The sequence below is a fragment of the Amycolatopsis sp. NPDC049691 genome (assembly GCF_040675005.1).
GTDB lineage: Bacteria > Actinomycetota > Actinomycetes > Mycobacteriales > Pseudonocardiaceae > Amycolatopsis.
The window spans coordinates 416,122-438,531 of record NZ_JBFANX010000002.1 but is presented as its reverse complement, the minus strand read 5'-3'; the positions used below and the strand labels follow the sequence as shown (position 1 = coordinate 438,531).

Annotated in this window: 17 protein-coding genes; 9 read left to right on the top strand and 8 right to left on the bottom strand. The window is 70.7% G+C overall.

The genetic code is table 11. The features are described from left to right. Window positions 1-4: 4 nt before the first annotated feature. The 4 genes from AB0J40_RS06355 to AB0J40_RS06340 all read right to left on the bottom strand — a co-directional run bounded on the left by AB0J40_RS06355 (window position 5) and on the right by AB0J40_RS06340 (window position 8,201). Window positions 5-2,341 carry a transglycosylase domain-containing protein gene (locus AB0J40_RS06355; protein ID WP_364448393.1) on the bottom strand — a complete coding sequence of 779 codons (2,337 nt, stop codon included), beginning with the start codon at window positions 2,339-2,341 and terminating at the stop codon, window positions 5-7. Between the two features lie 79 nt (window positions 2,342-2,420). Beyond that, the gene (locus AB0J40_RS06350) at window positions 2,421-4,673 is read right to left on the bottom strand and encodes a transglycosylase domain-containing protein (RefSeq protein ID WP_364448723.1); all 2,253 of its coding nucleotides are present in this window, start codon (window positions 4,671-4,673) and stop codon (window positions 2,421-2,423) included. 326 nt (window positions 4,674-4,999) lie between these two features. Further along, complete coding sequence (locus AB0J40_RS06345; RefSeq protein ID WP_364448390.1) at window positions 5,000-7,735, bottom strand: transglycosylase domain-containing protein; 2,736 nt, start codon at window positions 7,733-7,735, stop codon at window positions 5,000-5,002. 67 nt (window positions 7,736-7,802) lie between these two features. Next, window positions 7,803-8,201, bottom strand: a complete 399-nt coding sequence (locus tag AB0J40_RS06340; RefSeq protein WP_086679625.1) for a DUF5318 domain-containing protein — start codon at window positions 8,199-8,201, stop codon at window positions 7,803-7,805. Window positions 8,202-8,446: 245 nt separating this feature from the next. Here AB0J40_RS06340 and AB0J40_RS06335 point away from each other — a divergent pair, with 245 nt between their 5' ends. The 4 genes from AB0J40_RS06335 (at window position 8,447) to AB0J40_RS06320 (ending at window position 11,481) form a co-directional block, all read left to right on the top strand. Beyond that, complete coding sequence (locus AB0J40_RS06335) at window positions 8,447-8,992, top strand: PadR family transcriptional regulator (RefSeq protein WP_091304998.1); 546 nt, start codon at window positions 8,447-8,449, stop codon at window positions 8,990-8,992. A 71-nt stretch (window positions 8,993-9,063) separates the two neighbouring features. Beyond that, window positions 9,064-10,152, top strand: coding sequence for an inositol-3-phosphate synthase (locus AB0J40_RS06330; protein ID WP_364448386.1), 1,089 nt, complete (start codon window positions 9,064-9,066; stop codon window positions 10,150-10,152). 91 nt (window positions 10,153-10,243) lie between these two features. Continuing rightward, window positions 10,244-10,774, top strand: coding sequence for a SigE family RNA polymerase sigma factor (locus AB0J40_RS06325; protein ID WP_364448384.1), 531 nt, complete (start codon window positions 10,244-10,246; stop codon window positions 10,772-10,774). Beyond that, complete coding sequence (locus AB0J40_RS06320; RefSeq protein WP_364448381.1) at window positions 10,771-11,481, top strand: hypothetical protein; 711 nt, start codon at window positions 10,771-10,773, stop codon at window positions 11,479-11,481. Before AB0J40_RS06325 ends, AB0J40_RS06320 begins: the two co-directional genes overlap by 4 nt. Here AB0J40_RS06320 and AB0J40_RS06315 read toward each other — a convergent pair. After that, window positions 11,474-12,112 (bottom strand): HAD family phosphatase, encoded by a 639-nt coding sequence (locus AB0J40_RS06315; protein WP_364448378.1) that lies wholly within the window; start codon window positions 12,110-12,112, stop codon window positions 11,474-11,476. The two genes, AB0J40_RS06320 and AB0J40_RS06315, sit on opposite strands and share 8 nt — an antisense overlap. A gap of 66 nt (window positions 12,113-12,178) precedes the next feature. Here AB0J40_RS06315 and AB0J40_RS06310 point away from each other — a divergent pair, with 66 nt between their 5' ends. The 5 genes from AB0J40_RS06310 to AB0J40_RS06290 all read left to right on the top strand — a co-directional run bounded on the left by AB0J40_RS06310 (window position 12,179) and on the right by AB0J40_RS06290 (window position 18,388). Continuing rightward, window positions 12,179-12,637, top strand: a complete 459-nt coding sequence (locus AB0J40_RS06310) for a MarR family transcriptional regulator (protein ID WP_364448376.1) — start codon at window positions 12,179-12,181, stop codon at window positions 12,635-12,637. Then, window positions 12,627-13,844 (top strand): MFS transporter, encoded by a 1,218-nt coding sequence (locus AB0J40_RS06305; protein ID WP_364448373.1) that lies wholly within the window; start codon window positions 12,627-12,629, stop codon window positions 13,842-13,844. Before AB0J40_RS06310 ends, AB0J40_RS06305 begins: the two co-directional genes overlap by 11 nt. Before the next feature lie 99 nt (window positions 13,845-13,943). Beyond that, on the top strand, window positions 13,944-16,004 hold the full coding sequence (locus AB0J40_RS06300) for a PhoX family phosphatase (RefSeq protein ID WP_364448371.1): 2,061 nt from the start codon (window positions 13,944-13,946) through the stop codon (window positions 16,002-16,004). An 85-nt stretch (window positions 16,005-16,089) separates the two neighbouring features. Then, window positions 16,090-17,697: an SdrD B-like domain-containing protein gene (locus AB0J40_RS06295; protein WP_364448368.1), complete on the top strand. Its 1,608-nt coding sequence runs from the start codon at window positions 16,090-16,092 to the stop codon at window positions 17,695-17,697. Window positions 17,698-17,710: 13 nt separating this feature from the next. Continuing rightward, window positions 17,711-18,388, top strand: a complete 678-nt coding sequence (locus AB0J40_RS06290; protein ID WP_364448366.1) for an SDR family oxidoreductase — start codon at window positions 17,711-17,713, stop codon at window positions 18,386-18,388. Between the two features lie 123 nt (window positions 18,389-18,511). On the opposite strand, the gene AB0J40_RS06285 is transcribed toward AB0J40_RS06290, so the two are convergent. From AB0J40_RS06285 to AB0J40_RS06275, 3 genes are read right to left on the bottom strand one after another with little or no spacing between them, the layout of a single operon-like run. Next, window positions 18,512-19,819 carry an amidohydrolase gene (locus AB0J40_RS06285; protein WP_364448365.1) on the bottom strand — a complete coding sequence of 436 codons (1,308 nt, stop codon included), beginning with the start codon at window positions 19,817-19,819 and terminating at the stop codon, window positions 18,512-18,514. 23 nt (window positions 19,820-19,842) lie between these two features. After that, window positions 19,843-20,493: a response regulator transcription factor gene (locus AB0J40_RS06280; protein WP_364448362.1), complete on the bottom strand. Its 651-nt coding sequence runs from the start codon at window positions 20,491-20,493 to the stop codon at window positions 19,843-19,845. Then, complete coding sequence (locus AB0J40_RS06275) at window positions 20,490-22,277, bottom strand: histidine kinase (protein WP_364448359.1); 1,788 nt, start codon at window positions 22,275-22,277, stop codon at window positions 20,490-20,492. The genes AB0J40_RS06280 and AB0J40_RS06275 overlap by 4 nt, the downstream gene beginning before the upstream one ends. Window positions 22,278-22,410: the final 133 nt, after the last annotated feature.

Here is a 22,410-nt window from a genome sequence, read left to right as displayed (position 1 = left end):
GACGTCACGGCCTCTTCCTTCCCCGCTGCCGGTCCTGCAGTTCCTGCAGCCGCTGCTGGAACTGGCGGAACTGGTCCAGCTGCCGCTGATCGCCGGGGCCGACCTGGACCCGCTGGTCCTGTTGTTGTTGCTGCTGTTGTTGTTGCGGCTGCTCGACCTGGACCTGCACCCGGTCCTGCGGCGAGCTGATCGCCGCCACGCGGTCGAAGCGCTCGCCCGGCCGGCCGGACAGGTACAGCTGCATGAACCGGTCCCAGATCGGCCCGGCCAGCGTCGAGCCGAACAGCGGGGCGCCGTTCGGGCCGCGCAACGCCTTGTCGCCGTCGCTGCCCACCCAGACCGCCGCCGACACCGATGGCGTGTAGCCCACCATCCAGGTCTGCGAGTTCGCGTTCGCCGCCGACGCGGGTTCGTCGTTCTGCGGGGTGTGTTGCTGCGTCCCGGTTTTCCCGGCGCACTCGTGCCCGGCCGGGCAGCTCAGCCGCGAGAACTGGATCACCGGGGCCAGCGCCGCCGTGACGTTCCCGGCGATCTGCGCGCTCTTCTGCGGGTCGTTGTCGGCGAAGGCGTCGGTCGAGCGATCCTTGGCCTCGTAAGCGGTTTCGCCGTTCGCGTTGGTCACCTTCTGCACGAAGTGCCGGTCGCGCTGGACGCCACCCGCGGCGAAGGTCGCGTACCCCGACGCCATGTCGGCCGCCGTCACCTGGGTGCCACCGCCGCCGATGGAGATGTTGTTGTCGCCGGTGAACAGCTTGCTGCGGCCGCCGTTTTCCGACGTCCGGATTCCCGCTTCCTGCGCCGCTTCCGCCACGCCGGACGGCTTGGTGACGTTGAGGACCATGTCGTAGAAGACGGTGTTGGTGGACCGTTGCATGGCTTCGGCGACGGTGCACTGCTGCGAGCAGCTGCTGCTGTCGCCCGCGTTGCGGATCGGCAGGTCGACGCCGGGGAACGTCCGCGGTGACGTGCCGTCGAAGCGCGCGTCGAGGCCGCGGCCGAGCTTGAGGAACGCGGCCAGGTCGAACGGTTTCATCGACGAACCCGGGTTGTGCGGCTCGTCGGCCCAGTCGCGGCCGGCCTGGTCCTCGCCGTTCGGGCCCTTCACGATCGCGTCGCCGCCGTAGTAGGCGAGCACCCCGCCGGTCTTCGGGTCGACGGCGACGAGCGCGTTGAGGATCCGGTCGTCGGTCTGGTCGGCCATGCCCTCGGCGACGGCCTTTTCCGCCGACTGCTGGGCCCGCGGGTCGATGGTGGTGAACACCTGGAACCCGCCGGCGTAGTACTGCTTCTCGTCGATGCCCTGCGCGGCCAGTTCGGCCTTGACCTGCTTCTTGATGAACGGGTTCAGCGCGCCGGCTTCCCGGCTCTCCTTCAGCGGGATCGGCGCCGGGAACTTCGCCGCCGCGCGCTGGGCCGGCGTCAGGTAGCCGTTCTTCTGCATCCGGTCCAGCGCGGTGCTCCAGCGGCTCATCGCGACGGCGGTGTTCTCCGAGCGGCCCGGCTGCTGGATCAGCCCGGCCAGCAGCGCGGCCTGCGAGTAGTCCAGCTGCCCGACGTCCTTGCCGAAGTAGGCCTGCGCCGCGGCCTGGATCCCGTAGGCGCCGCGGCCGAAGTAGATGATGTTGAGGTAGGCGGTGATGATGTCCGCCTTCTCGTAGGTCTGGTTCATCTTGAACGACTTCGCGAGCTCGACCCACTTGCGGGTCAGCGTCGGGTCGTCTTCGCCGGAGGCGTTCTTGATGTACTGCTGCGAAATCGTCGACCCGCCGCCGGACCCGCCGGTGACCTGGTTGTAGGCCGCGCGCAGGATGCCGCCGACGTCGAAGCCGGAGTTGGTCTCGAAGGACGCGTCTTCGGTCGCGATCACGGCCTTCTTGACGACGTCCGGGATCTGGTTCGCCGCCAGGATCTGCCGGTTGCCGCCGGTGGGCACGTCCTTGCCCATTTCGGTGCCGTCGCTGTAGAGGTACGTCACGGCCTGGCCCTGCGCCTGCGCGACCGTCTCCGGCGAGGGGACGTCGACGGCGAGGTAGGTGATCAGGAACGCGATCGCGGGAACGGCGAAGAAGAGCCCGGCGGCGACGTAGGCGATCCGCCGGACCCGGCGCCAGCGGCGCCGCCGCAGGTCCTGGCCGGTGAGCGGCCGCGGCCGCCGGGGCGGCTCACCGGGACGCGGCCGCCGGATCGGCACGGTCGGCGGATCGTCCGGCTCGGTGCCGTTGTGCGCGTGGTGGGTGATCAGCTCGGGCTCGGCGCCCAGCAGGCCGGGGCGCGGCACCGGCCGCCGGGTCCGTCGACGCGGGACGTGCTGCCGGCCGGGTGACGTGCGGTCGTGGTTCACGGGCCGTCCTCCACGGTGGGCTGCGGGCGCAGTCCTCTCGAAGAGGACACGGACCGCGGCCCACCGTGGTTCAGCCCGGCTAGTTGTCCGGCGCGTCGGAGTTCGTCGTCGTCTCCTTCGACGTCGGCGTCTTCGTGTGCTTCGGCGTGCTCTCCTTCGACGACGACTGGTTGTGGCCGTTGTCGTCGTTGTTGCCGCCGCCGTTGTCGCCCTGGTCGCCGCCGTTGTCCGGGTTCTCGTTCGTCGGGGTCGCGTCCGTCGTCGTGGCGACGTCGGACGACGGCGGCGGGACCTCGCCGCCGATGCGGTCGACCTTGTCGAACCGCTCGCCCGGCTTCCCGGTCAGGTACAGCGAGAGGAACTTCTGCCACATCGGGCCGGCGATGGTCGAGCCGTAGATCGGCGAGTTGTTCTTGCCGTGCAGCGGCTTGTTGCCGTCGCCACCGACCCAGGCCGCCACCGAGACCGACGGCGTGTACCCGACCATCCACGTCTGCGAGTTCGCGTTCGCCGCCCACGACGGCTCGCCGGCGACCTTCGTGTGCTGCTGCGTCCCGGTCTTGCCGGCGCACTCGTGGCCGTTCGGGCACTTCAGGTGCGAGAAGTCGATGACCGGCTTCAGCGCCTCGGTGACGTTCCCGGCGATCTGGCGGCTCTTGTCCGAGTCGCTGTCGAACGCGGCCTTCGCGTCGGTCGGCGCCTCGTACGCGACTTCGTTCTGGCCGTTGGTCACCTTGAGCACGAAGTGCCGCTGCCGCTGCTGGCCGTTCGCGGCGAACGTCGCGTACGCCGAAGCCATGTCCAGCGGCGTGATCTGGGTTTCGCCACCGCCGAGGGAGATGTTGTTGTCCTTGGTGGAGATGATCGACTGGCCGCCGTCCTCCTTGACCTCGACGCCGGCCTCCTTGGCGGCTTCCTTGACCGGGCCCTGCTTGGTGTCGTGCAGGACCATGTCGTAGAACACGGTGTTCGCCGACCGCATCATCGCTTCCGAGACCGTGCACTGCTGCGAGCAGGAGCTGCCCGGGCCGGCGTTGCGGACGACGCGGCCGTCGAAGACGCGGTTGTTGGAGCCGTCGTACGTCGTGTCGAGGCCCTTGCCCATCTTCAGCAGCGCGGTGAGGTCGAACGGCTTCATCGACGAACCCGGGTTCTGCGGCGTGTCCGCCCAGTCGCGCCCGGCCTGGTCCTGCCCGTTGACCTGCACGATCGGCTTGCCGCCGTAGTAGGCGAGCACGCCGCCGGTCTTCGGGTCGACGGCGACCAGCGCGTCGAGCAGGTTGTCGTCGACCTGGTTCTCCAGCGCCTCGGTGGCGGCCTTCTCGGCGGCCTCCTGCGCCTTCGGGTCGATCGTCGTCTGCACGACGAAGCCGCCGGAGTAGTAGCGGTCCTCGGGGATGTCGTGCGCGGCCAGCTCGTTCTTCACCTGCTGGACGACGAACGCGGGCGGCGCGCCGGCCTGCTGCTTGCTGTCCTCCAGGGGGATCGGCGTCGGGAACTGCGCCGCCGCGCGGTCGGCCGCGGTGATGTAGTTGTTCTTCACCATCCGGTCGAGCGCGGTGTTCCAGCGGTCGTGGGCGACCTTGGGGTTCTCCGAGCGGCCCGGCTGCTGGATCAGCCCGGCCAGCAGCGCGGCTTCCGAGAACGTGAGGTCCTTGGCGTCCTTGTGGAAGAAGGCCTGCGACGCCGCGCCGACCCCGTACGCCCCGCGCCCGAAGTAGATGATGTTCAGGTACGCGGTGATGATGTCCTTCTTCTCGTACGTCTGGTTCATCTTGAAGGACTTGGCCAGCTCGGTCCACTTGCGCGTCAACGTCGGGGCGTCGTTGTCGGTGGCCTTCTTGATGTACTGCTGCGAAATCGTCGAGCCGCCGCCCGTGCCGCCGGTCGCCTGGTTGTAGACCGCCCGCAGCAGGCCGCCGACGTCGAAGCCGGAGTTGGTCTCGAACGAGTCGTCCTCGGTCGCGATCGCCGCGTGCTTCATGACGTCGGGGATCTGCTCCGGGGTCAGCAGCACGCGGTTGCCGCCGCGCGGGACGTCCTTGCCCATCGGCGAGCCGTCGGCGTAGAGGTAGGTCACCGCCTGGCTCTGGTTCTGCGCGACCTCGGTCGGCGACGGCACGTCGACCAGGAAGTACGTGATGACGAACGCGATCGCGGGGAGCACGAAGAACACCCCGACGAACGCGTAGGCGACCCGCCGGATGATCTTCCAGCGGCGCTTCTTGCGCTGTTCCGGCGTGAGGACCGGCTTGCCGTCGTCATCGGGCTGGACGTCGTCGACCGGCTCTTCGTAGGCGTGGTGCGTCATCAGCTCGGGGCCGCCGCTCATCGGCGGCGGCTCGGGCCGGTACCCGCGCGGCGGCGTGTACGGCTGCTGCGGCGGTTGCTGCTGCTGCCACGGCTGCTGCGGCCGGCGCGGACCCTGGCCGGGCGGCGGACCCTGGGGTGCGCGACGGCGCGGATCGGGTCCCTGGCCGGGCCAGGAGCGGGATCGATCGTCGGGCACGGTGCAGTCCTCCAGTGTGCGCGGGCAGCCGGAGTCGCCGCCCCCTTCTGGAAAGGACGCGCGTGCATCGCCCGGGTTGCGGAAACGATCTTCCTGAAACGCTTCAGGGCCCTCCGCGCGTTCGCGGAGGGCCCTGAAGGAGGACGCTGCTACCCGGGCCCGGCGCCCGGTGGCGAGGCGAGCCCGCCACCACCTCCGCCGAAGGTGTTCCCGGTGCCCGGGTCGATGCTCGTGATCGGCGGCCCGGGCCGGGTGCGGGTCCGCGACGGCGTGCTCGTCTCGGTGTCCGTCGGCTCGGTGCTCGGCTGGGTCTCCGTCGTGGTCGGCGGGGTCGTCGTGGTGGGCGTGTCCGACGGCTTCTGCTGCGTCGTCGTCACGTCGTTGACGTCCTTGCCGATCGGCTGGACCTTGTCGAACTTCTCCGCCGGCTTGCCCTTGAGGTAGAGGTTCATGAAGTTCTGCCACGTCGGGCCGGCGATGGTGGCACCGAAGATCGGCTTGTTCTTCGGGTCGTGCAGCGGCTTGTTGCCGTCGCCGCCGACCCAGACCGCGGCCGACACGGACGGGGTGTAGCCCACCATCCACGTCTGCGCGTTGCGGTCGGCGTACGACTTCGGGTCGTCGGCCTTCGCCGTGTACTGCTGCGTACCGGTCTTGCCCGCGCACTCGTGGCCGCTCGGGCACTTCAGGTTCGAGTGGTTGATGACCGGCTTCAGCGCCTCGGTGACGTTGCCCGCGATCTGCTGGCTCTTCGACGCGTCGTCGTCGAACGCCGGGTTGGTCTTGATGTTGTTCTGGTCGAACTCCACCTCGTCCTGGTTGTTCGTCAGCTTCGCGACGAAGTGCTGCTCGTGGTACGTGCCACCGCTGGCGAACGACGCGTAGGCGGCCGCCATGTCCTCCGGCGTCACGGCCGTGCCACCACCACCGAGGGAGATGTTGTTGTCGTCGGTGTAAAGGACGCTCTTGCCCTCCGGCGCGACCTTGACCCCGGCTTCCTTCGCCGCTTCCGCGACCCGGGACGGCTTCGTGACGTTCAGCACCATGTCGTAGAACACGGTGTTCGCCGAGATCTCCATCGCCTTGGCGACCGTGCAGTCCTTGCCGCAGCTGGCGCTGTCACCCGCGTTCCGGACGACGCGGCCGCCGAGCACCCGGTTGTTCGAGCCGTCGAAGGTCTCGCCGAGGCCCTTGCCCATCTTCAGGAACGCCGTGAGGTCGAACGCCTTCACCGACGAACCGGGGTTGCGCGCCTGGTTGGCCCGGTCCTGGCCGATCTGGTCCTTGCCGTTGGCGTCCTTCACGGTCTCGGGACCGCCGTAGTAGGCGAGCACCCCGCCGGTCTTCGGGTCGATCGCGACGAGCGCGTTCAGCAGGTTCTCGTCGGTCTGGCCCTTCATGCCGTCGGCGGCGGCCTTCTCGGCGGCGTCCTGGGCCGCCGGGTCGATCGTGGTGTAGATCTTGGCGCCGCTGGAGAACAGCTTGTTCTCGTCGTAGCCCTTCGCCGCGAGCTCGTCCTTGATCCGCTGCTGGACCTGGTAGGTCAGCTTGCCGGAGTTCTGCTCCTTGTTGGCGTTCTTCGGGATCGGCGTCGGGTACTGGAAGGTCGCCCGCTCGTCCGCGCGCAGCCACTTGTTGGCGACCATCTGGTCCATCACGTACGCCCAGCGCTTCTGCGCGTACGCCTGGTTTTCCGAGCGGCCCGGTCCCTGGATCAGGCCGGCCAGCAGCGAGGCTTCGGACGCGTTGAGGTCCTTGGCGTCCTTGTTGAAGTACGCCTTCGCGGCCGCCTGGATGCCGTTCGCCCCGCGGCCGAAGTAGACGATGTTCAGGTAGGAAGTAATGATCTCTTCCTTGGACTGCTGGTTGTTCATCTTGAACGACTTGGCCAGCTCGGTCCACTTGCGGGTCAGCGTCGGGGCGTCGTTCTGCGTCGCCTGCTTGATGTACTGCTGGGAGATGGTCGAACCACCGCCCTGGCCACCGGAAACCTGGTTCCAGACCGCGCGCAGGATGCCGGTGACGTCGAAGCCCGAGTTGGTCTCGAACGTCGCGTCCTCCGCGGAGTACACCGCGTGCTTGACGACCTCGGGCACCTCGCCCGGCTTGAGCAGCTGGCGGTCACCGCCCGGCGGCAGCTCCCGGCCCATCACCTGGCCGCTGGCGTCGTAGTAGGTGATCGGCTGGTTCTGCAGCGACTTGATGCTCTCCGGCGTCGGCACGTCGACCAGGAAGTACGTGATGACGAACGCGATCGCGGGGACGACGAAGAACAGCCCGACGCAGGCGTACGCCACCCGCCGGACGATCTTCCACCGGCGCTTCTTGCGCTGTGCCGGCGTGAGGACCTTCTTGCCCTTTTCGTCGAGCTCCTCCTGGGGCTCGACGTCGTCGGCGAACTCGTTGAAGGCGGCGTCGTCGTAGCCGTCGTCGTACGGGTCGCGGCCGAAGTCGTCGGTGCCGTTGTGCGCGTGGTGGGTGATCAGGTCCGGCTCGCGCTCGGGCGGCGGCGCGGGGCGCCTGCCACCCGGGGGCTGCCGGAAGCCCTGCGGCGGCGACCCCGGCGGACCCTGCTGGGTGCGCTGCTGCCCCGGCGGCACGGCGCGCCGCGGCGGCATGCCCTGCTGGCCCTGCTGACGCGGGCGCTGCGGCCGTCGCGGCGGCTCTTCACCGGGCCATTGGGGGCCGCCTTCGTCGCCGGAGGGCCACTCGGGCGACCCGCCGCGCGGGTTCCCGCGGGGCGGGGTCCCACGCTGGGGCCGGCGGGGGGCTTCTTCGCCGGGCCACGCCGGTCCGGGGTCTTCCCCCGGCCACGGGCCTGACTGGGCACGGCGAGGTGCATCTGGCTCCTGGCCGGGCCAGGAGCGGTTGCGGTCGTCGTTCACGAATGGGCCTCCCAGACCGGCGCCCGGTGCTGCGCCGTTCTGCGCTCTTCAGCGGTTGTGATCCAGCTCACCGGCCCGCGGTCCTTCGCGGACCGTCGGCCGGTTCCCCCGTGCCGAGGACGTACGACCGGACCAGGTGGTTCCAGTGGCACGCCCGGCAGACTTCGACGTCGTACACGGTGAACTCGGCGAACAGGCCGGCCATCCTGGCCAGCTCTTCGGGGGTCCTCGCCGAGCCCGCGACGTGCTTGAGTTCGTCACCGTAGACCCAGGACACCAGGGTCAGCGGCTCCTGGCGGCAGATCGGGCAGGGCTGGTCACCGGCCCGGCCGTGGAACTTCGCCGCCCGCAGCAGGTACGGGCTCGCGTCGCAGGCTTCGTAGCTGCCGACGCGCCCGGAGCGGACTTCGGCCAGCAGCGCACGGCGCTGCAGCGCGTAGTCCACGACCTGCCGCTGGTTAATCACCAGGACAGAGTACGGGCTCTTCCTGTGTCGTCCACGCCCCCTAGCGCGAGCGGCCCCGCGACCGGGGCGGACACGCCGGACGTTCGATAACTCTCCGGTGAATTTCCCCCACTCCAGAGTGAGGAGCCCCGTTAGCTTCGCCACTTCGATGTATCGGCGCGATATAGTGGCTGAGTAGGTTGGATCGAGGCGATCATTCGGAGCAACGCGGTTCGTCTCGGTTTGTTCCCGGAAGGGGGTGCGGTGTGCTGGAGTTCGCGATCCTGGGTCTCCTGCACGAAGCGCCCATGCACGGGTACGTGCTGCGCAAGCGGCTGAACGAGACGCTCGGCACGTTCCGGACGTTCTCCTACGGCTCGCTGTACCCGACCCTGCGGAAGCTGCTGCGGGCCGGGTACCTGGTCGAAGAGCTGGACGAGGCCGACGACCGGGCGTGGTCGCGGCGCGGACGGCGGGTCTACAAGCTCACCGCGGAGGGCAAGGAGCGCTTCGGGGAGCTGCTCGGCGACGCCGGGCCGCAGACCTGGGACGACGAAGGTTTCGGCGTCCACCTGGCTTTCTTCTCGCGGACCCCGGCCGACGTGCGGATGCGGATCCTCGAGGGCCGCCGCCGCCGCGTCGAAGAACGCCGTGAGGGTTTGCGGGCGGCGCTGGCCAGGGCCGAGGAGAAGATCGATCGCTACACCCGCGAGCTGCACCGGCTGGGGCTGGAGACGAGCGAGCGGGAGGTGCGCTGGCTCAACGAGCTGATCGCGCACGAACAAGCCGAACGGCAGGGTCCGGAGACCTGAGCCGCCCGGCCCGGGCCGCAGCGTCGCGGCACCAGACCTACTGAACAGACATAGATGAAGGAGAAAACCCCATGGGCGAGAACCGCCGCGTACGGGTGGCCATCGTGGGCGTCGGCAACTGCGCGGCGTCGCTGGTCCAGGGTGTCCAGTACTACCGCGACGCGGACCCGGCCACCCGCGTCCCCGGTCTGATGCACGTCGACTTCGGCGGCTACCACGTCCGCGACATCGAGTTCGTCGCCGCGTTCGACGTGGACGCCAAGAAGGTCAGCCGTGACCTGTCCGAGGCGATCTTCGCCTCCGAGAACAACACCATCAAGATCGCCGACGTGCCGCCGCTCGGCGTCACCGTCCAGCGCGGTCACACCCACGACGGGCTCGGCCGCTTCTACCGCGAGACGATCGAGGAGTCCGACGAGACCCCGGTCGACATCGTCGCCGCGCTGCGCGAGGCGCAGGCCGACGTGCTCGTGTCCTACCTGCCGGTGGGCTCCGAGGTGGCCGACAAGTTCTACGCCCAGGCCGCGATCGACGCTGGCGTGGCGTTCGTCAACGCGCTGCCGGTGTTCATCGCCTCCGACCCCGAGTGGGCCAAGAAGTTCACCGACGCCGGCGTCCCGATCGTCGGCGACGACATCAAGTCCCAGGTCGGCGCCACGATCACGCACCGCGTGCTGGCCAAGCTGTTCGAGGACCGCGGCGTCCAGCTCGATCGGACGATGCAGCTCAACGTGGGCGGGAACATGGACTTCCTGAACATGAAGGAGCTCGAGCGGCTCGAGTCGAAGAAGATCTCCAAGACCCAGTCCGTGACGTCGCAGGTCGACCGCGAGCTCGGCAAGGGCAACGTCCACATCGGACCGTCGGACTACGTCCAGTGGCTCGACGACCGCAAGTGGGCCTACGTCCGGCTCGAGGGCCGCGCGTTCGGCGACGTGCCGCTGAACCTGGAGTACAAGCTCGAGGTGTGGGACTCGCCGAACTCGGCGGGCATCATCATCGACGCGGTGCGCGCGGCGAAGATCGCGAAGGACCGCGGCATCGGCGGCCCGATCCTGTCGGCGTCGTCCTACTTCATGAAGTCGCCGCCGGAGCAGTACGACGACGCGACCGCCCGCGACGCCGTCGAGAAGTTCATCCGCGGCGAGGTCGAGCGCTGATCCTCCGCTGAGCAGAAGGCCGTCACCGCTGGTGGCGGCCTTCTTCGCATGGTGGACTAAACCGGTGGGGCGGGGTGGGCGTTGGCGGGGCGTGAGTGCGAGCGTGGGCGAGAGCGCGCCGGGGGATCTGGGCGCGCCGACGTTCCACGACCTGTTCCGGGAGCACTTCGCCCAGATGACGCGGCTGGCGCACCTGCTCGGCGCGGACGACGCGGAGAACGTCGCCCAGGAGGCGTTCGTCAAGCTCCACCAGCGCTGGGACACGCTGTCCGACCACACACGCGTGGCCGGCTACCTCCGCACGACCGTGGTGAACATGTCGCGGTCGCGCACGCGGCACCTGCGCGTGGTCCGGCGGACGCCGCAGGAAAAACCACCGGACGAGCTGTCGGCCGAGGTCAGGGCGGTGGCCAACTGGGAGCACGAGCGGTTGCGCGAGGTGCTGGGGAATTTGTCCCGTCGCCAACGCGAGGTGCTGGTGCTTCGCTATTGGCTGGACCTCAGTACGGCGGGCATCGCGGAGACGCTCGGGATCTCCCCGGGCACGGTCAAGGCGACGACCCACCACGCGATGGAGAACCTGCGCAAGCACCTGGGGGAAGAGCCGGGAGGTGAGCGATGACCGACCTCGAGCGCAAGCTGGCCGAAGCACTGCGCGGGCAGGCGGAGGAAGTCACGCCCAACCTCGACGCGGCGTGGGCGGAGCAGCAGCGGAGGCAGGGCCGGCCGAGGCGCCGTCGGCTCACGGTGGTGGTCGCGCCGCTGGCCGCGGTGCTGGTGGTGTTGACCAGCGTGCTGCTGGCGACCCGGGTGAACACCGACCCCGCCCCGGCGCCACCGGCGAACCCCGGCGAACCGTTCACGCTGCCGAAGCCGCAGCACCAGTCGATGGCCGGTCTGCTCACGCGCAGCAGCCCCACGGCACTCACGGAGTTCGCGGGGCAGACCGACAGGTGGCAGGCGTGGGCCTTCGCCGCCGTGGCGGTGGCGAACCCCGGCCAGGACCTGCTCTGCGTCGCGGCCGTCCCCGTGGGGCAATCCCTCGACAGCGCGGCTCCGCAATACGGGACGAAGTCGCCGCAGTGCGTGCCCCTCCGCCCGGGCGGAGCGAAGACCGTCCTGGCCGGATACGTCGGCGAGGCTGATGGGCCGTTGCCCCCGGGCAAGGCGGTCTACCTGCTGGAATCGACTTCGAACCAGCTCCGGCTGTTCGATGCGAACGGGGACCTGAGCCAGGGCAAGTGGGTTGGCCGGGCGGCCTCCTCGTACCAGCTGTTCCTGGCCGATGTCGTGCCCGGCTCGCCGCCCGCGCGCGCCGAAGTCAGCTGAGCCCGAGTGCCCCCGGCAAGTCGGTGATCTTCTCCACCACCGCCGTGGCCTGCTTCAACACCTCGTCATCCGGCGGGAAGTGCGGGTTCGGCACCGCATAAACGGCCATCCCCGCCGCCAGCGCCGACCGCAACCCGTTGGTCGTGTCCTCGACGGCCGCACAATCCGAGGGCGCCACGCCCAGCAACTCCGCCGCCCTCAGGTACACGTCCGGCGCCGGCTTCCCGGCCCCCACCTGCTCGGACGACACCGCCGCCCCCACCGGGAGCCCCGTCACGTCCAAGAAGCCCTTGATCAAGATCACCGGCGACGAGCTCGCGATGGCCACCGGCCACCGTGCCGACACCTGCCGCACGACCTCCACCGCGCCCGGGATCAACGGCGGCTCGGCGGCGTACCGCGCCGCCATCCGTTTGACCACCAAAGTCGCGATCTCCGGCGGGGACAACCGGGCGCCCAGCTCCTCCACCAGGTACCGCGCCCACTCCGGGGTGCTCATCCCCTGCTGCGCGCGCGTCGCCTCCGGCCGCCACGTGCCGCCGTGCTCGGCGACCACCGCGCGGCGCACCTCGTCCCAGATGCGCTCCGAGTCCACCAGGACGCCGTCGAGGTCGAAGATCACCGCTTCCATACCCCGAGCCTAGCCTGTGAGCCGACTTACTTAGCTACCCTTACTATTTTTTGTTAGCCTTGCTAAGTGACTTCTCCGATCACCGATCTCGCCCACCGGCTGCGGCCGCTGGTCTTCCGGCTGTACCACCAGGTGCGCCGGCAGACGCCGCAGCTGTCGCTGACCCTCACCCAGGGCTCGGTGCTGAGTGAGCTGGTCAACGGCGGACCGCGGCGGATGAGCGCGCTGGCCGAGTTCGAGCAGGTGAAGCTGCCGTCGATGAGCGACGTCGTCAGCCGGCTCGAACGCCTCGGCCTCGCCACCCGCACGCCGGACCCCGCCGACCGGCGGGCCGTGCTCGTGGACGTCACCGACGAGGGCCGCCGCTTCTACGCCGAGACGGTGGCTGCCCGCGAAGAGTTCCTTCGCGAACGGCTCATCGCCATGGACGACACCGACCGCGCCGCGATCGAAGCCGCCCTCCCGGCTCTCGCCAAGTTGCTCGTAGACACCAAAAAGGAGGAACTGATCAGCGATGAGCGCTGAACACCACTCGAGCCTGCTGGACGCCGTCAAGGGCCAGCCCAAGCAGGTGTGGATCACCGCGTTCGCCGCGGTCATCGCCTTCATGGGGATCGGGCTGGTCGACCCGATCCTGCTGTCCATCGCCAAGGGCCTGGACGCGACGCCGTCGCAGGTCACGCTGCTCTTCTCGTCCTACCTCGGCGTCCAGGTCGTCGCGATGCTGGTCACCGGCGCGGCGAGCGCCAAGTTCGGCCCGAAGAAGACCGTCCTGGTCGGGCTGACGCTGATCGTCGTCGCCACCGCGCTGTGTTCGGCCGCCGGCTCGATCGAGCAGCTCGTCGGGCTGCGCGCGGTCTGGGGGCTCGGCAACGCGTTCTTCATCGCGACCGCGCTTTCGGTGATCGTCGGCGCCGCGACCGGCGGGCAGTCCGGCGCGATCCTGCTCTACGAGGCCGCGCTGGGTGTCGGCCTGTCGGTCGGCCCGCTGCTGGGCGCGCTGCTCGGCAGCATCTCGTGGCGTGGCCCGTTCCTCGGCACCGCGATCCTGATGGCGGGCGCGCTCGTGCTGTGCGCGGTCTTCCTCAAGAGCGACAAGGGCGAGCGGCGCGCCCCGATCAAGCTGCTCGACCCGCTGCGCGCGCTGAAGCACACCGGCCTGCTGCGCACTTCCGTCGCCTCGGCGCTCTACACGGCCGCGTTCTTCGCCGTGCTGGCCTGGTCGCCGTTCGTCCTCGGCTGGAACGCCATCGCCGTCGGGCTGGTCTTCTGCGGCTGGGGCCTGTGCGTCGCCGTCGCCGGGGTCGCCCTCGCGCCGCGGCTGGCCGCCAAGCTCGGCGAGCGGCACGCCGCCGCGGCCGCCGTCTTCGGCTACGCCGTGCTGATGCTGGTGCTCGCCGTGCCGAGCAAGCCGGTCCTGGTCGCCGGGATCGTCGTCTCGGGGCTGGTGTCCGGCCTGCTGAACACGCTGTTCACCGGCACCGCGATGTCGATCAGCGACGCGCCGCGCCCGGTCGCGAGCGCGGGCTACAACTTCTGCCGCTGGCTCGGTGGCGCCGTCGCCGCGACGCTCGTCGGGCACGTCGCCGAGTGGTTCGGCTCGCCGCAGGCGCCGTTCATGGCCTCGGCCGTGCTGTGCGTGATCGCCGGTGGCCTGCTTTCGCTGCGGGAGAAGAAGGCGGACCCGCACTCGGTGCCGCAGGAGGCCGCGCTCGTCGGCGAGGAGTTCTGAGGGGAACGCCAGTACACCAGGTGTTCATCTGAATGTCTGGAATGGCTGGTTTTGGGAGCTTAGGTTCGGTTCGTTCCCGAACCCCACCATGGAGGCGTTGTGCTCGACCGCCTGCTCCCGCTCTTCCCCGCCCACGCCGGCGGCCGGTCCCCGATCACCTGCGAGTACCGCTGCGGAAACGCGTGCGCCCACCCCGAGGCGAACGAGTCCGCGAACGAGTACTTCGGTGACGTCGTCAAGGACATCTCGCGCCGCCGGGTGTTCCAGGCCGGTGCCGTGCTGGCCGCCGCCGCGGGTGGGTTCGCCGCCCTCTCGGGCACGGCGGCGGCCGCGCCGCTCCGGAAGCCGCGGCCGCCGCGCCCGGTGCCCGGCACGGACTTCGAGCCCGTCCCGCCGAACAAGCTCGACCAGGTCAGCATCCCCGCGGGCTACGACCAGCGCGTCGTCGTGAGGTGGGGCGACCCGGTCGTCGCCGGCGCCCCGAAGTTCGACTTCACCAGGCAGACGGCGGCCGCGCAGGCCAAGCAGTTCGGCTACAACAACGACTTCGTCGGCCTGATCCCGCAGGACCCGCTGGGGCTGACCAACCTGCTCGTGGTCAACCACGAGTACACGACCGAGGTCCACATGTTCCCGGCCGACCAGTACGACCCGGCGAACCCGACCGAGGAGCAGGTCAAGATCGCCTGGGCCGCGCACGGCCTGTCGGTGCTGCTGACCCGCCGCGACCCGGTCCACGGCGGCCTCGAGGTCGTCCCCAGCCGGTACGGCCGCCGGATCACGCTCGACACGGTCTTCGAGGTCCGCGGCCCGGCCGCCGGCTCGAAGTACCTGAAGACCTCGGCCGACCCGAGCGGGCGCAGGGTCCGCGGCACGCAGAACAACTGCTCCGGCGGCGTGACGCCGTGGGGCACGGTGCTCTCCGGCGAAGAGAACTTCGACCAGTACTTCGCGAACTCCGACAAGGTCACCGACCCGGTCGTGGCCGCGCGGCTCAAGCGCTACACCGTTGGCACCGGCACGAGCACCCGCAAGTGGGAGCGCTTCGACAAGCGCTGGGACGTCTCGCAGGAGCCCAACGAGCCGAACCGCTTCGGCTGGGTCGTCGAAATCGACCCGAACGACCCGGACTCGACGCCGGTCAAGCACACCGCGCTCGGCCGGTTCAAGCACGAGGCCGCGAACGTCAAGATCACCGCGGACGGCCGGGTCGCCGTCTACTCCGGGGACGACAGCCGGTTCGAGTACATCTACAAGTTCGTCTCGAAGGGCAAGTACAAGCCGGGCAACAGTGCCCACGCGCGGCGGCACAACTCGGCGCTGCTCGACGAGGGCACGCTGTACGTCGCCCGCTTCACCGGCGACAGCCCCGGCGAGATCGACGGCACCGGCAAGCTGCCGGCGGACCACGAGTTCGACGGCACCGGCGAGTGGATCCCGCTGGCCAGCGGCGAAAAGTCCTTTGTGGACGGATTCACCGCCGAAGAGGTCTACGTCTTCACCCGCCAGGCCGCCGACAAGGTCGCCGCGACGAAGATGGACCGGCCGGAGGACATCGAGCCGAACCCGGTCAACGGCCGGATCTACGCGGCGCTGACCAACAACACCGACCGCGGCGCGGCGGGCAAGGCCGGCGTCGACGAGGTGAACCCGCGCAACGGCAACAAGAACGGCCACGTCCTCGAGTGGGAGGAGAACCGCGGCGACGCGGCGTCGACGCGCTTCGCGTGGCGGCTGCTGCTCGTCTGCGGCGACCCGGCCGCGGCCGACACGTACTTCGGCGGCTTCGACAAGAGCCTGGTCAGCCCGATCTCGTGCCCGGACAACGTGGCCTTCGACCGGCACGGCAACCTGTGGATCTCCACCGACGGCAACGCGCTCGGCGCGAACGACGGCCTGTTCTCGGTGCCGGTCACCGGGCCGGAGCGCGGGCAGGTCAAGCAGTTCCTCTCGGTGCCGGTCGGCGCGGAGACCTGCGGCCCGGTCGTGACGGACGACCTGGTGCTCGTCGCGGTCCAGCACCCGGGCGAGAACGCGGCGAGCTCGGCGAACCCGACGTCGCACTGGCCGGACGGCGGCACCGCCCAGCCGCGGCCGTCGATCGTTTCGGTGTGGAAGAAGGGCCGCTTCGGCCTGCCGGGCCGCATCGGCGAGCGCTGACAGGTCACTCACGACCCCGCAGGTTCACTCTTAAGTGGACGGTTCTCGGCCGGTGCGGGCCCCGGCGCCGCGCCATAGTCGAGGCATGGTCCGTTCGGCGCGCGTGGTGGCAGTGGCGGTGGTGGCGTTCTCGGGGACGGTCGTACCCGCGGCCGTCGCCGATCCGCCGCCCGCGTGCGGCGGGATCGCGGCCAACCCGAGCGTCGAGGAGACCGCGCGCAACGGCGCCCCGGACGCCTACGTCTTCACCCCGGCGGCGCCCGTGCCGCCCGGGACGCCGCCCTCGAAGGCGCCGAGACTGCTGACCGAGCAGGCCTTCGCCGTCGACGGGCTCCGGTCGGCGGTGATCCAGACGCCGGACGGCCGGGCCAGCACGGCCTACTCGACCGAGAAGTTCGTCCCCGGCGGCGTCTACACGCTCAGCGTGTCGACCGGCTCGTACGTGCCGGAGGCCGGACCCGCGACCGGGCTGCGCTTCTTCGACGTGAACGGCGCCCAGGTCCAGGAGACCAAGCTCGTCGCCGACCACTTCGCCGGAGACGGGCAGCTGGTCAGGCAGGACTTCCCGGCGGCGACGGCCCCGGCGAAGGCGGCGGCGGTGAAGTTCTTCGCGACGACGAGCGCCGAGCGGCTGCGCTGGGACTGCGTCGACCTGCAGCTCGCGGCGTACTCGGTGAAGAAGGAAGTGCAGAACCCGGCGACCGGCGGGTGGGGCCCGTTCGCGACGGTCACCGCGGGCGAGACCGCGCACTACCGCGTCACCGTGACGAACGACGGCACCCAGGACCTGAGCGGGATCACCGTGCTGGATCCGTGGTGCGCCGGGACGTTCGAGCCGTTCTCGCTCGCGGCGGGCGCGAACAAGGCGCTGACCTGCGACCACCCGAACCTGACGGTGGCCGACACCGGGCACGTCAACACGGCGAAGGTGACCGGCGTGCAGTACCCGGGCGGCACGCTGGGCGACAAGACGGCGTCGGCGACGATCACCGTGCTGCCCCCGCCGTCCGTCGCGAAGATCGGCGACTTCGCCTGGGCGGACCGCAACCGCGACGGGATCCAGGACCCGGACGAGCCCGGCGTCGCGGGCGTAAAGGTGACGCTGAAGGACGGCGCGGGCGGCACGGTCGCCACCACGACGACCGACGACAAGGGCAAGTACGGCTTCGAGAAGCTGAAGGACGGCACGTACCAGGTCTGCTTCGCGGTGCCCTCCGGCTACGCGGTGACCAGCAAGGACGCGGCTCCGGACGACCGCGATTCGGACGCGGGCCCGGACGGCTGCACCGCACCGCGCACGGTCGGCGGCCCGTCGCACGAGGACTTCACGGTGGACGTCGGCCTGGTCACGCCGACGAACCGGATCGGCGACCTCGCCTGGTCGGACACGAACGGCAACGGCCTGCAGGACGCGGGCGAGCCGGACCTGGCGGGCGTCAAGGCGGTGCTGAAGAGCGGCGACAAGGAGATCGCGAGCGTGGTGACGGGCCCGGACGGCGCGTACGGCTTCGACGGTCTCGAGGACGGCAGCTACCAGGTGTGCTTCACGGCGGAGGGCAAGCACCCGGCGCCGAAGGACGCGGGCGACGACGCGAAGGATTCGGACGCGGACCCGGCGACGGGCTGCACCGACCCGCGGCAGCTGGGTCCCGAGAAGCGCGAAGACCGCACGGTCGACGTCGGCTTCGCGTAGCTACGGTGGGGGCATGACGGATCTTCCCCTCGCCCTCGTGACCGGCGCTTCCCGCGGCATCGGCAAGGCGGTCGCCCACCAGCTGGCCCCGACCCACCGCCTCCTCCTCGGCGGCCGGGACGCTGCCGTCCTGGAGGCGCTGGCGAAGGAGCTCCCGGGCGCGAAGCCGTGGCCGGTCGAGCTGACCGACCCGGCCTCGCTGGCCTCGGCGGTCGCGGGAATCGAGTCGCTGGACGTCCTGGTCCACTCGGCCGGCGTCGCCCGCCTCGGCCGGGTCGAGGAGGCGACGGCTCAGGCGTGGCGGGACAACTTCGAGGTCAACACGCTGGCGGTGGTCGAGCTGACCCGGATGCTGCTGCCGGCCCTGCGCGCGGCCCGCGGCCACGTGGTGGTGATCAACTCCGGCGCGGGCCGCAACGCCCGCCCGGGCTGGTCCCCGTACGCGGCGAGCAAGTTCGCGGTCCGCGCGTTCGCCGACGCCCTGCGCGAGGAGGAGCCGGAGATCCGCGTGACGTCGGTGTACCCGGGCCGCACGGACACGGAGATGCAGCAGGAGATCTTCAAGGGCGAAGGCCGCGACTACGACACCTCGCACCTGCTGAAGGCGGACTCGGTGGCGACCGCGGTGGTGACCGCGGTGTCCGCCACCCCGGACGCCCACCAGACGGAGGTCATCCTCCGCCCGCGCTGACCAGCCCGGCCCCCGCCCTCTCCTGGGGGGCGTCCCCGAGTCCATTCTATCGGCGAGGGCCGACAAACCCGGCCCGCCGACGCTGCCGGCCCGGAGTTGTCCACATCCGCGCGAGCCTGTGGATCAGGCCCGCAGCCGGGCGGCGGTCTCGGCCACCCCGGCCTGGACCTTCGCCCGATCGACGCGAGTCGACTCTCCGTCCGCCACGACCTGCTCGCCCGCGACCCACACGTCCCGGACCCGCCGCGACCCCGCCGCCCACACCAGGTTGGACAGCAGCTGCACGTCCGGCACATCCAGGCCGCATGCGAAGGCCGGGTCGTCCAGGTCGATGTGCACCAGGTCGGCCCAGCGGCCCGGCTCCAGCGCGCCGATGTCGTCTCGCCCCAGCGCCGCCGCGCCGCCCCGGGTCGCCAGCAGGAACACGTCCGCGGCCGTCAGCACCGTCGAATCGCCCGTCGCCAGGCGGGCGAACATCGCCGAGAGCTGCAGCTCTTCCCACAGGTCGATGTCGTCGTTCGACGCCGGTCCGTCCGTCCCGAGACCCACCGCGACCCCGGCCGCACGCAGGTCCGCGACACGCGCGATCCCCGAAGCCAGCTTCGCGTTCGAACCCGGGCAGTGCGCCATTCCGACGCCGTACTGCGCGAACAGCGCGATGTCGGCGTCCGACAGGTGGATCGCGTGCGCCGCCAGCACTCGGCCGTCCAGCATGCCCAGCTCACGCAGCAAAGCCGGCACCGAACCGTGCGAGGCGCGAACCGCCGCATCCTCCGCGGCCGCCTCGGCGACGTGGATCTGCACCAGCGCACCGCGCGAAGCAGCCGACTCCGCCGTCGCCCGGAGGCCCTCCGCCGACAGCATGTACGCCGAGTGCGGGCCGTAGCCCAGCTCGATGCGGTCGCCGTGGCCGAAGCGCAGGCCGTCCGTGTCGATCCAGCGCTCGATCGCCGCCAGCTGGGCCTGCCAATCGAGGCCCGGCAGCTCCATCACCGGCGGCGCCACCAGCACGCGGCCGCCCGTCGTGAGGACCGCGTCGACCAGCTGCTCGCCTTCGAAGTACATCTCGGCGCTGGTCGTGACGCCGTGGCGCAGCATCTCGACCGAGCCCAGCAGCATGCCGGTGCGGACGTCCTCGGGCCGCAGCTTCGCTTCGGCGGGCCAGATGATCTCGTTGAGCCAGGGCAGCAGCGGCAGGTCGCCGCCCATGCCGCGCAGCAGCGTCATCGGGCTGTGCGCGTGCGTGTTGACCAGGCCGGGGAGCAGGATGCCGGTCAGGGTGGTGACCGGTGCGGCGGACCCGGGGGCGGTGGCCGCCGGTCCGCAGTAGGAGATGCGCCCGTCGGCGTCCACATCGACGACCGCGTCACGCAGGAGCGAACAGGACGCGTCGGCGGGGAGAACGACAGGGGCGTGGAAACGGCGTTGCATCTCTGGATACTACGCACCCTGGATTACGAGACGACTCCACTCCGCCACGCCCACGCCGCGATCTCCACGCGGTTGCGCGCGCCGATCTTGCCCTGCACCGACGCCAGGTGCGTCTTCACCGTCGACAGCGACAGGAACAGCTCGGCGCCGATCTCGGTGTTCGTCAGCCCGCGCGCCGCCGCCTTGACGACGTCCATCTCCCGCGCGGTCAGCGGCTCCGAAGGCGGCGCGACCTGCGACCGGGCCGGCCCGCCGTCGAAGTGCTTGAGCAGCCGGACGGTGATCTGCGGCGACACCAGCGCGTCCCCGCGGTCGGCCGCGCGGACCGCCTCGATCAGCAGCGCCGGGCCCGCGTCCTTCAGCAGGAAGCCGTGGGCGCCGTTGCGCAACGCCGTGTGCACGTACTCGTCGAGGTCGAACGTCGTGACCACGACCACCTTCAGCGGGTCGGCCACGTCCGGGCCGGCCAGCTGCCGGGTGACCTCCAGGCCGTCGAGGCCGGGCATGCGGATGTCGAGCAGGCAGACGTCCGGGCGCAGCTCGCGGGCCTTCGTGACCGCCGAGACGCCGTCCGCGACGTCGGCGACGACCTCGATGTCGTCCTGGGCGTCCAGGATCATGCGGAAGCCCATCCGCACCATCTCCTGGTCGTCGGCGATCAGTACCCGGATCACTCGTCCCCTTCCCCGGCGGCCAGCGGCAGCCACGCTTCGACGCGCCAGCCGCCGTCCGGGCCGCGCCCGGCCGACAGCCGTCCCTTGAGCAGCGCGACGCGTTCGCGCATGCCGACCAGACCGTATCCGCCCGACCCGCCGGCCGGCCGCCGCGCCGTCTCGTGGCCGTTGTCCGTCACCCGCAGGTGCAGCTCGTCGCCCTGCACCTCGGCGAGGACGAACGCGTCCGTCGCGTCCGAGGCGTGCTTGCCGACGTTCGTCAGGGACTCCTGGACCAGCCGCAGCGCCGAGCGGCCGACCTCGTGCGGCAGGTCCGGCGGCAGGTCGAGGTGCATCGACGTCGGCACGCCGTGGTTGGCGCCCTCGACCAGCTTCCGCAGGTCGGCGCCGAGGTCGGTGGTGGCCTGCTCGCTGAACTCGCTCGACCCGGCCGGCGCGTCGCCGCGCATCGAGCGGACCAGCCGCCGCATCGCGGCCAGCGCCTCGACGCCCGCGTTCTCGATCCGCTCCATCGCCTCGACCGCGACCTCCGGCTTCTGCGAAGCCATCAGCCGCGCGGCCTGCGCCTGCACGACGATCCCGGTGACGTGGTGGGCGACGACGTCGTGCAGCTCGCGGGCCAGCGCCATCCGTTCGGCGGTCTGCGCGTCGGCCACCGCGGACTGGACGACCGTCGTGCGCTCGGAGTCCCGGGACCGCAGCATCAGGCCGACGGCGATCGAAATGCCGAGCAGCAGCGCGGCGGAAAAGGCCAGGGTCGACAGGATCTGCGGGTCGGTTTCCAGGCCCGCGGGCTTGTTCGAGTTGACGATCGCGGCCAGCGCCACGACGGCCGACAGGATGCCGATCCGCGGCCACGACTGGCTCAGCCCGCGCGCGCGGGTCAGCGTGACGATCACGCCCATCGCCGCGATGACCTGCACGAACGGCACCCCGCCCGGCATCGGGTAGTCGTAGCGAAGGTGCAGGAACGGCGTGACGAGGGCGGACAGCAGCAATATCCCGGCGATGCCGAGGAGCGCGTCGGCGGGCCGGCGCGGGGCCAGCACCGCGATCACGGCCGCGGCGAGCGAGCAGAACAGGATCGGGAACCCGCGGGCGTTGCTCGAGTACGTGTAGCCGAACTCGAAGATCAGCGCGAAGCCGAGCAACCCGATCAACGGCCACTGCCCGAGGGCCAGCTCGTTCACCCGCTGCAGCTTCCGCGTCCGCGGATCGGCCTTCGGCCGGCGGTCCCGCAGCGTGATGGCGGGCACGACCGGGCCGAGGAGCAGCAGCAGGCCGAACACCAGCCCCTGGGTCGCCGTGCCGCCGTCGATGTCGTTGACACCCCGGTACCGGCCGAAGAGCGCGACCAGGCCGCCGACGACCAGGAAGCTGACCACGCAGAACGCCACGCCCGCCCGCGCCCGCCGGGTGACGTAGTAGACCATCAGCACCCCGGCCACGACCTCGGTGATGGTGATCTTCGGCAGCACGCTGGAGTACGCGGGGATGCGGAACGCGTGGATCCAGAGCGTGGAGAACACCAGCACCACGCCACCGGCCACGCCGGCGACGGCGGCGCGCTTCTGCGCCCACTGCGCGCAGGCGACCATCGCGAAGATGCCGGGCAGCAGCCCGAAGTCGATGAACTTGGGACCGTGGTCGTCGAGCGCCGCCTGCGTCGTGAAGACGACGTCGAAGAGCAGGGCGGCGAACAGGACAGCCGAAGGCACGCCGATGCGCCGCACCAGTGCGGCGGCGCGGGCGTAGAGCGTTTTCGGCGGGGGCGCGGCGGTCACAACGTGACGTTAGAGGATTCGCGCGCGTTCGCACCTTGGCCGAGTGGCCCGCGCTCCATCGGCCGATCGGCCGATGCGGTACCGGCCGTGACTGGCCGTCTGCCCGAAGTGGACACCCCCGGCTCTCCGCGAA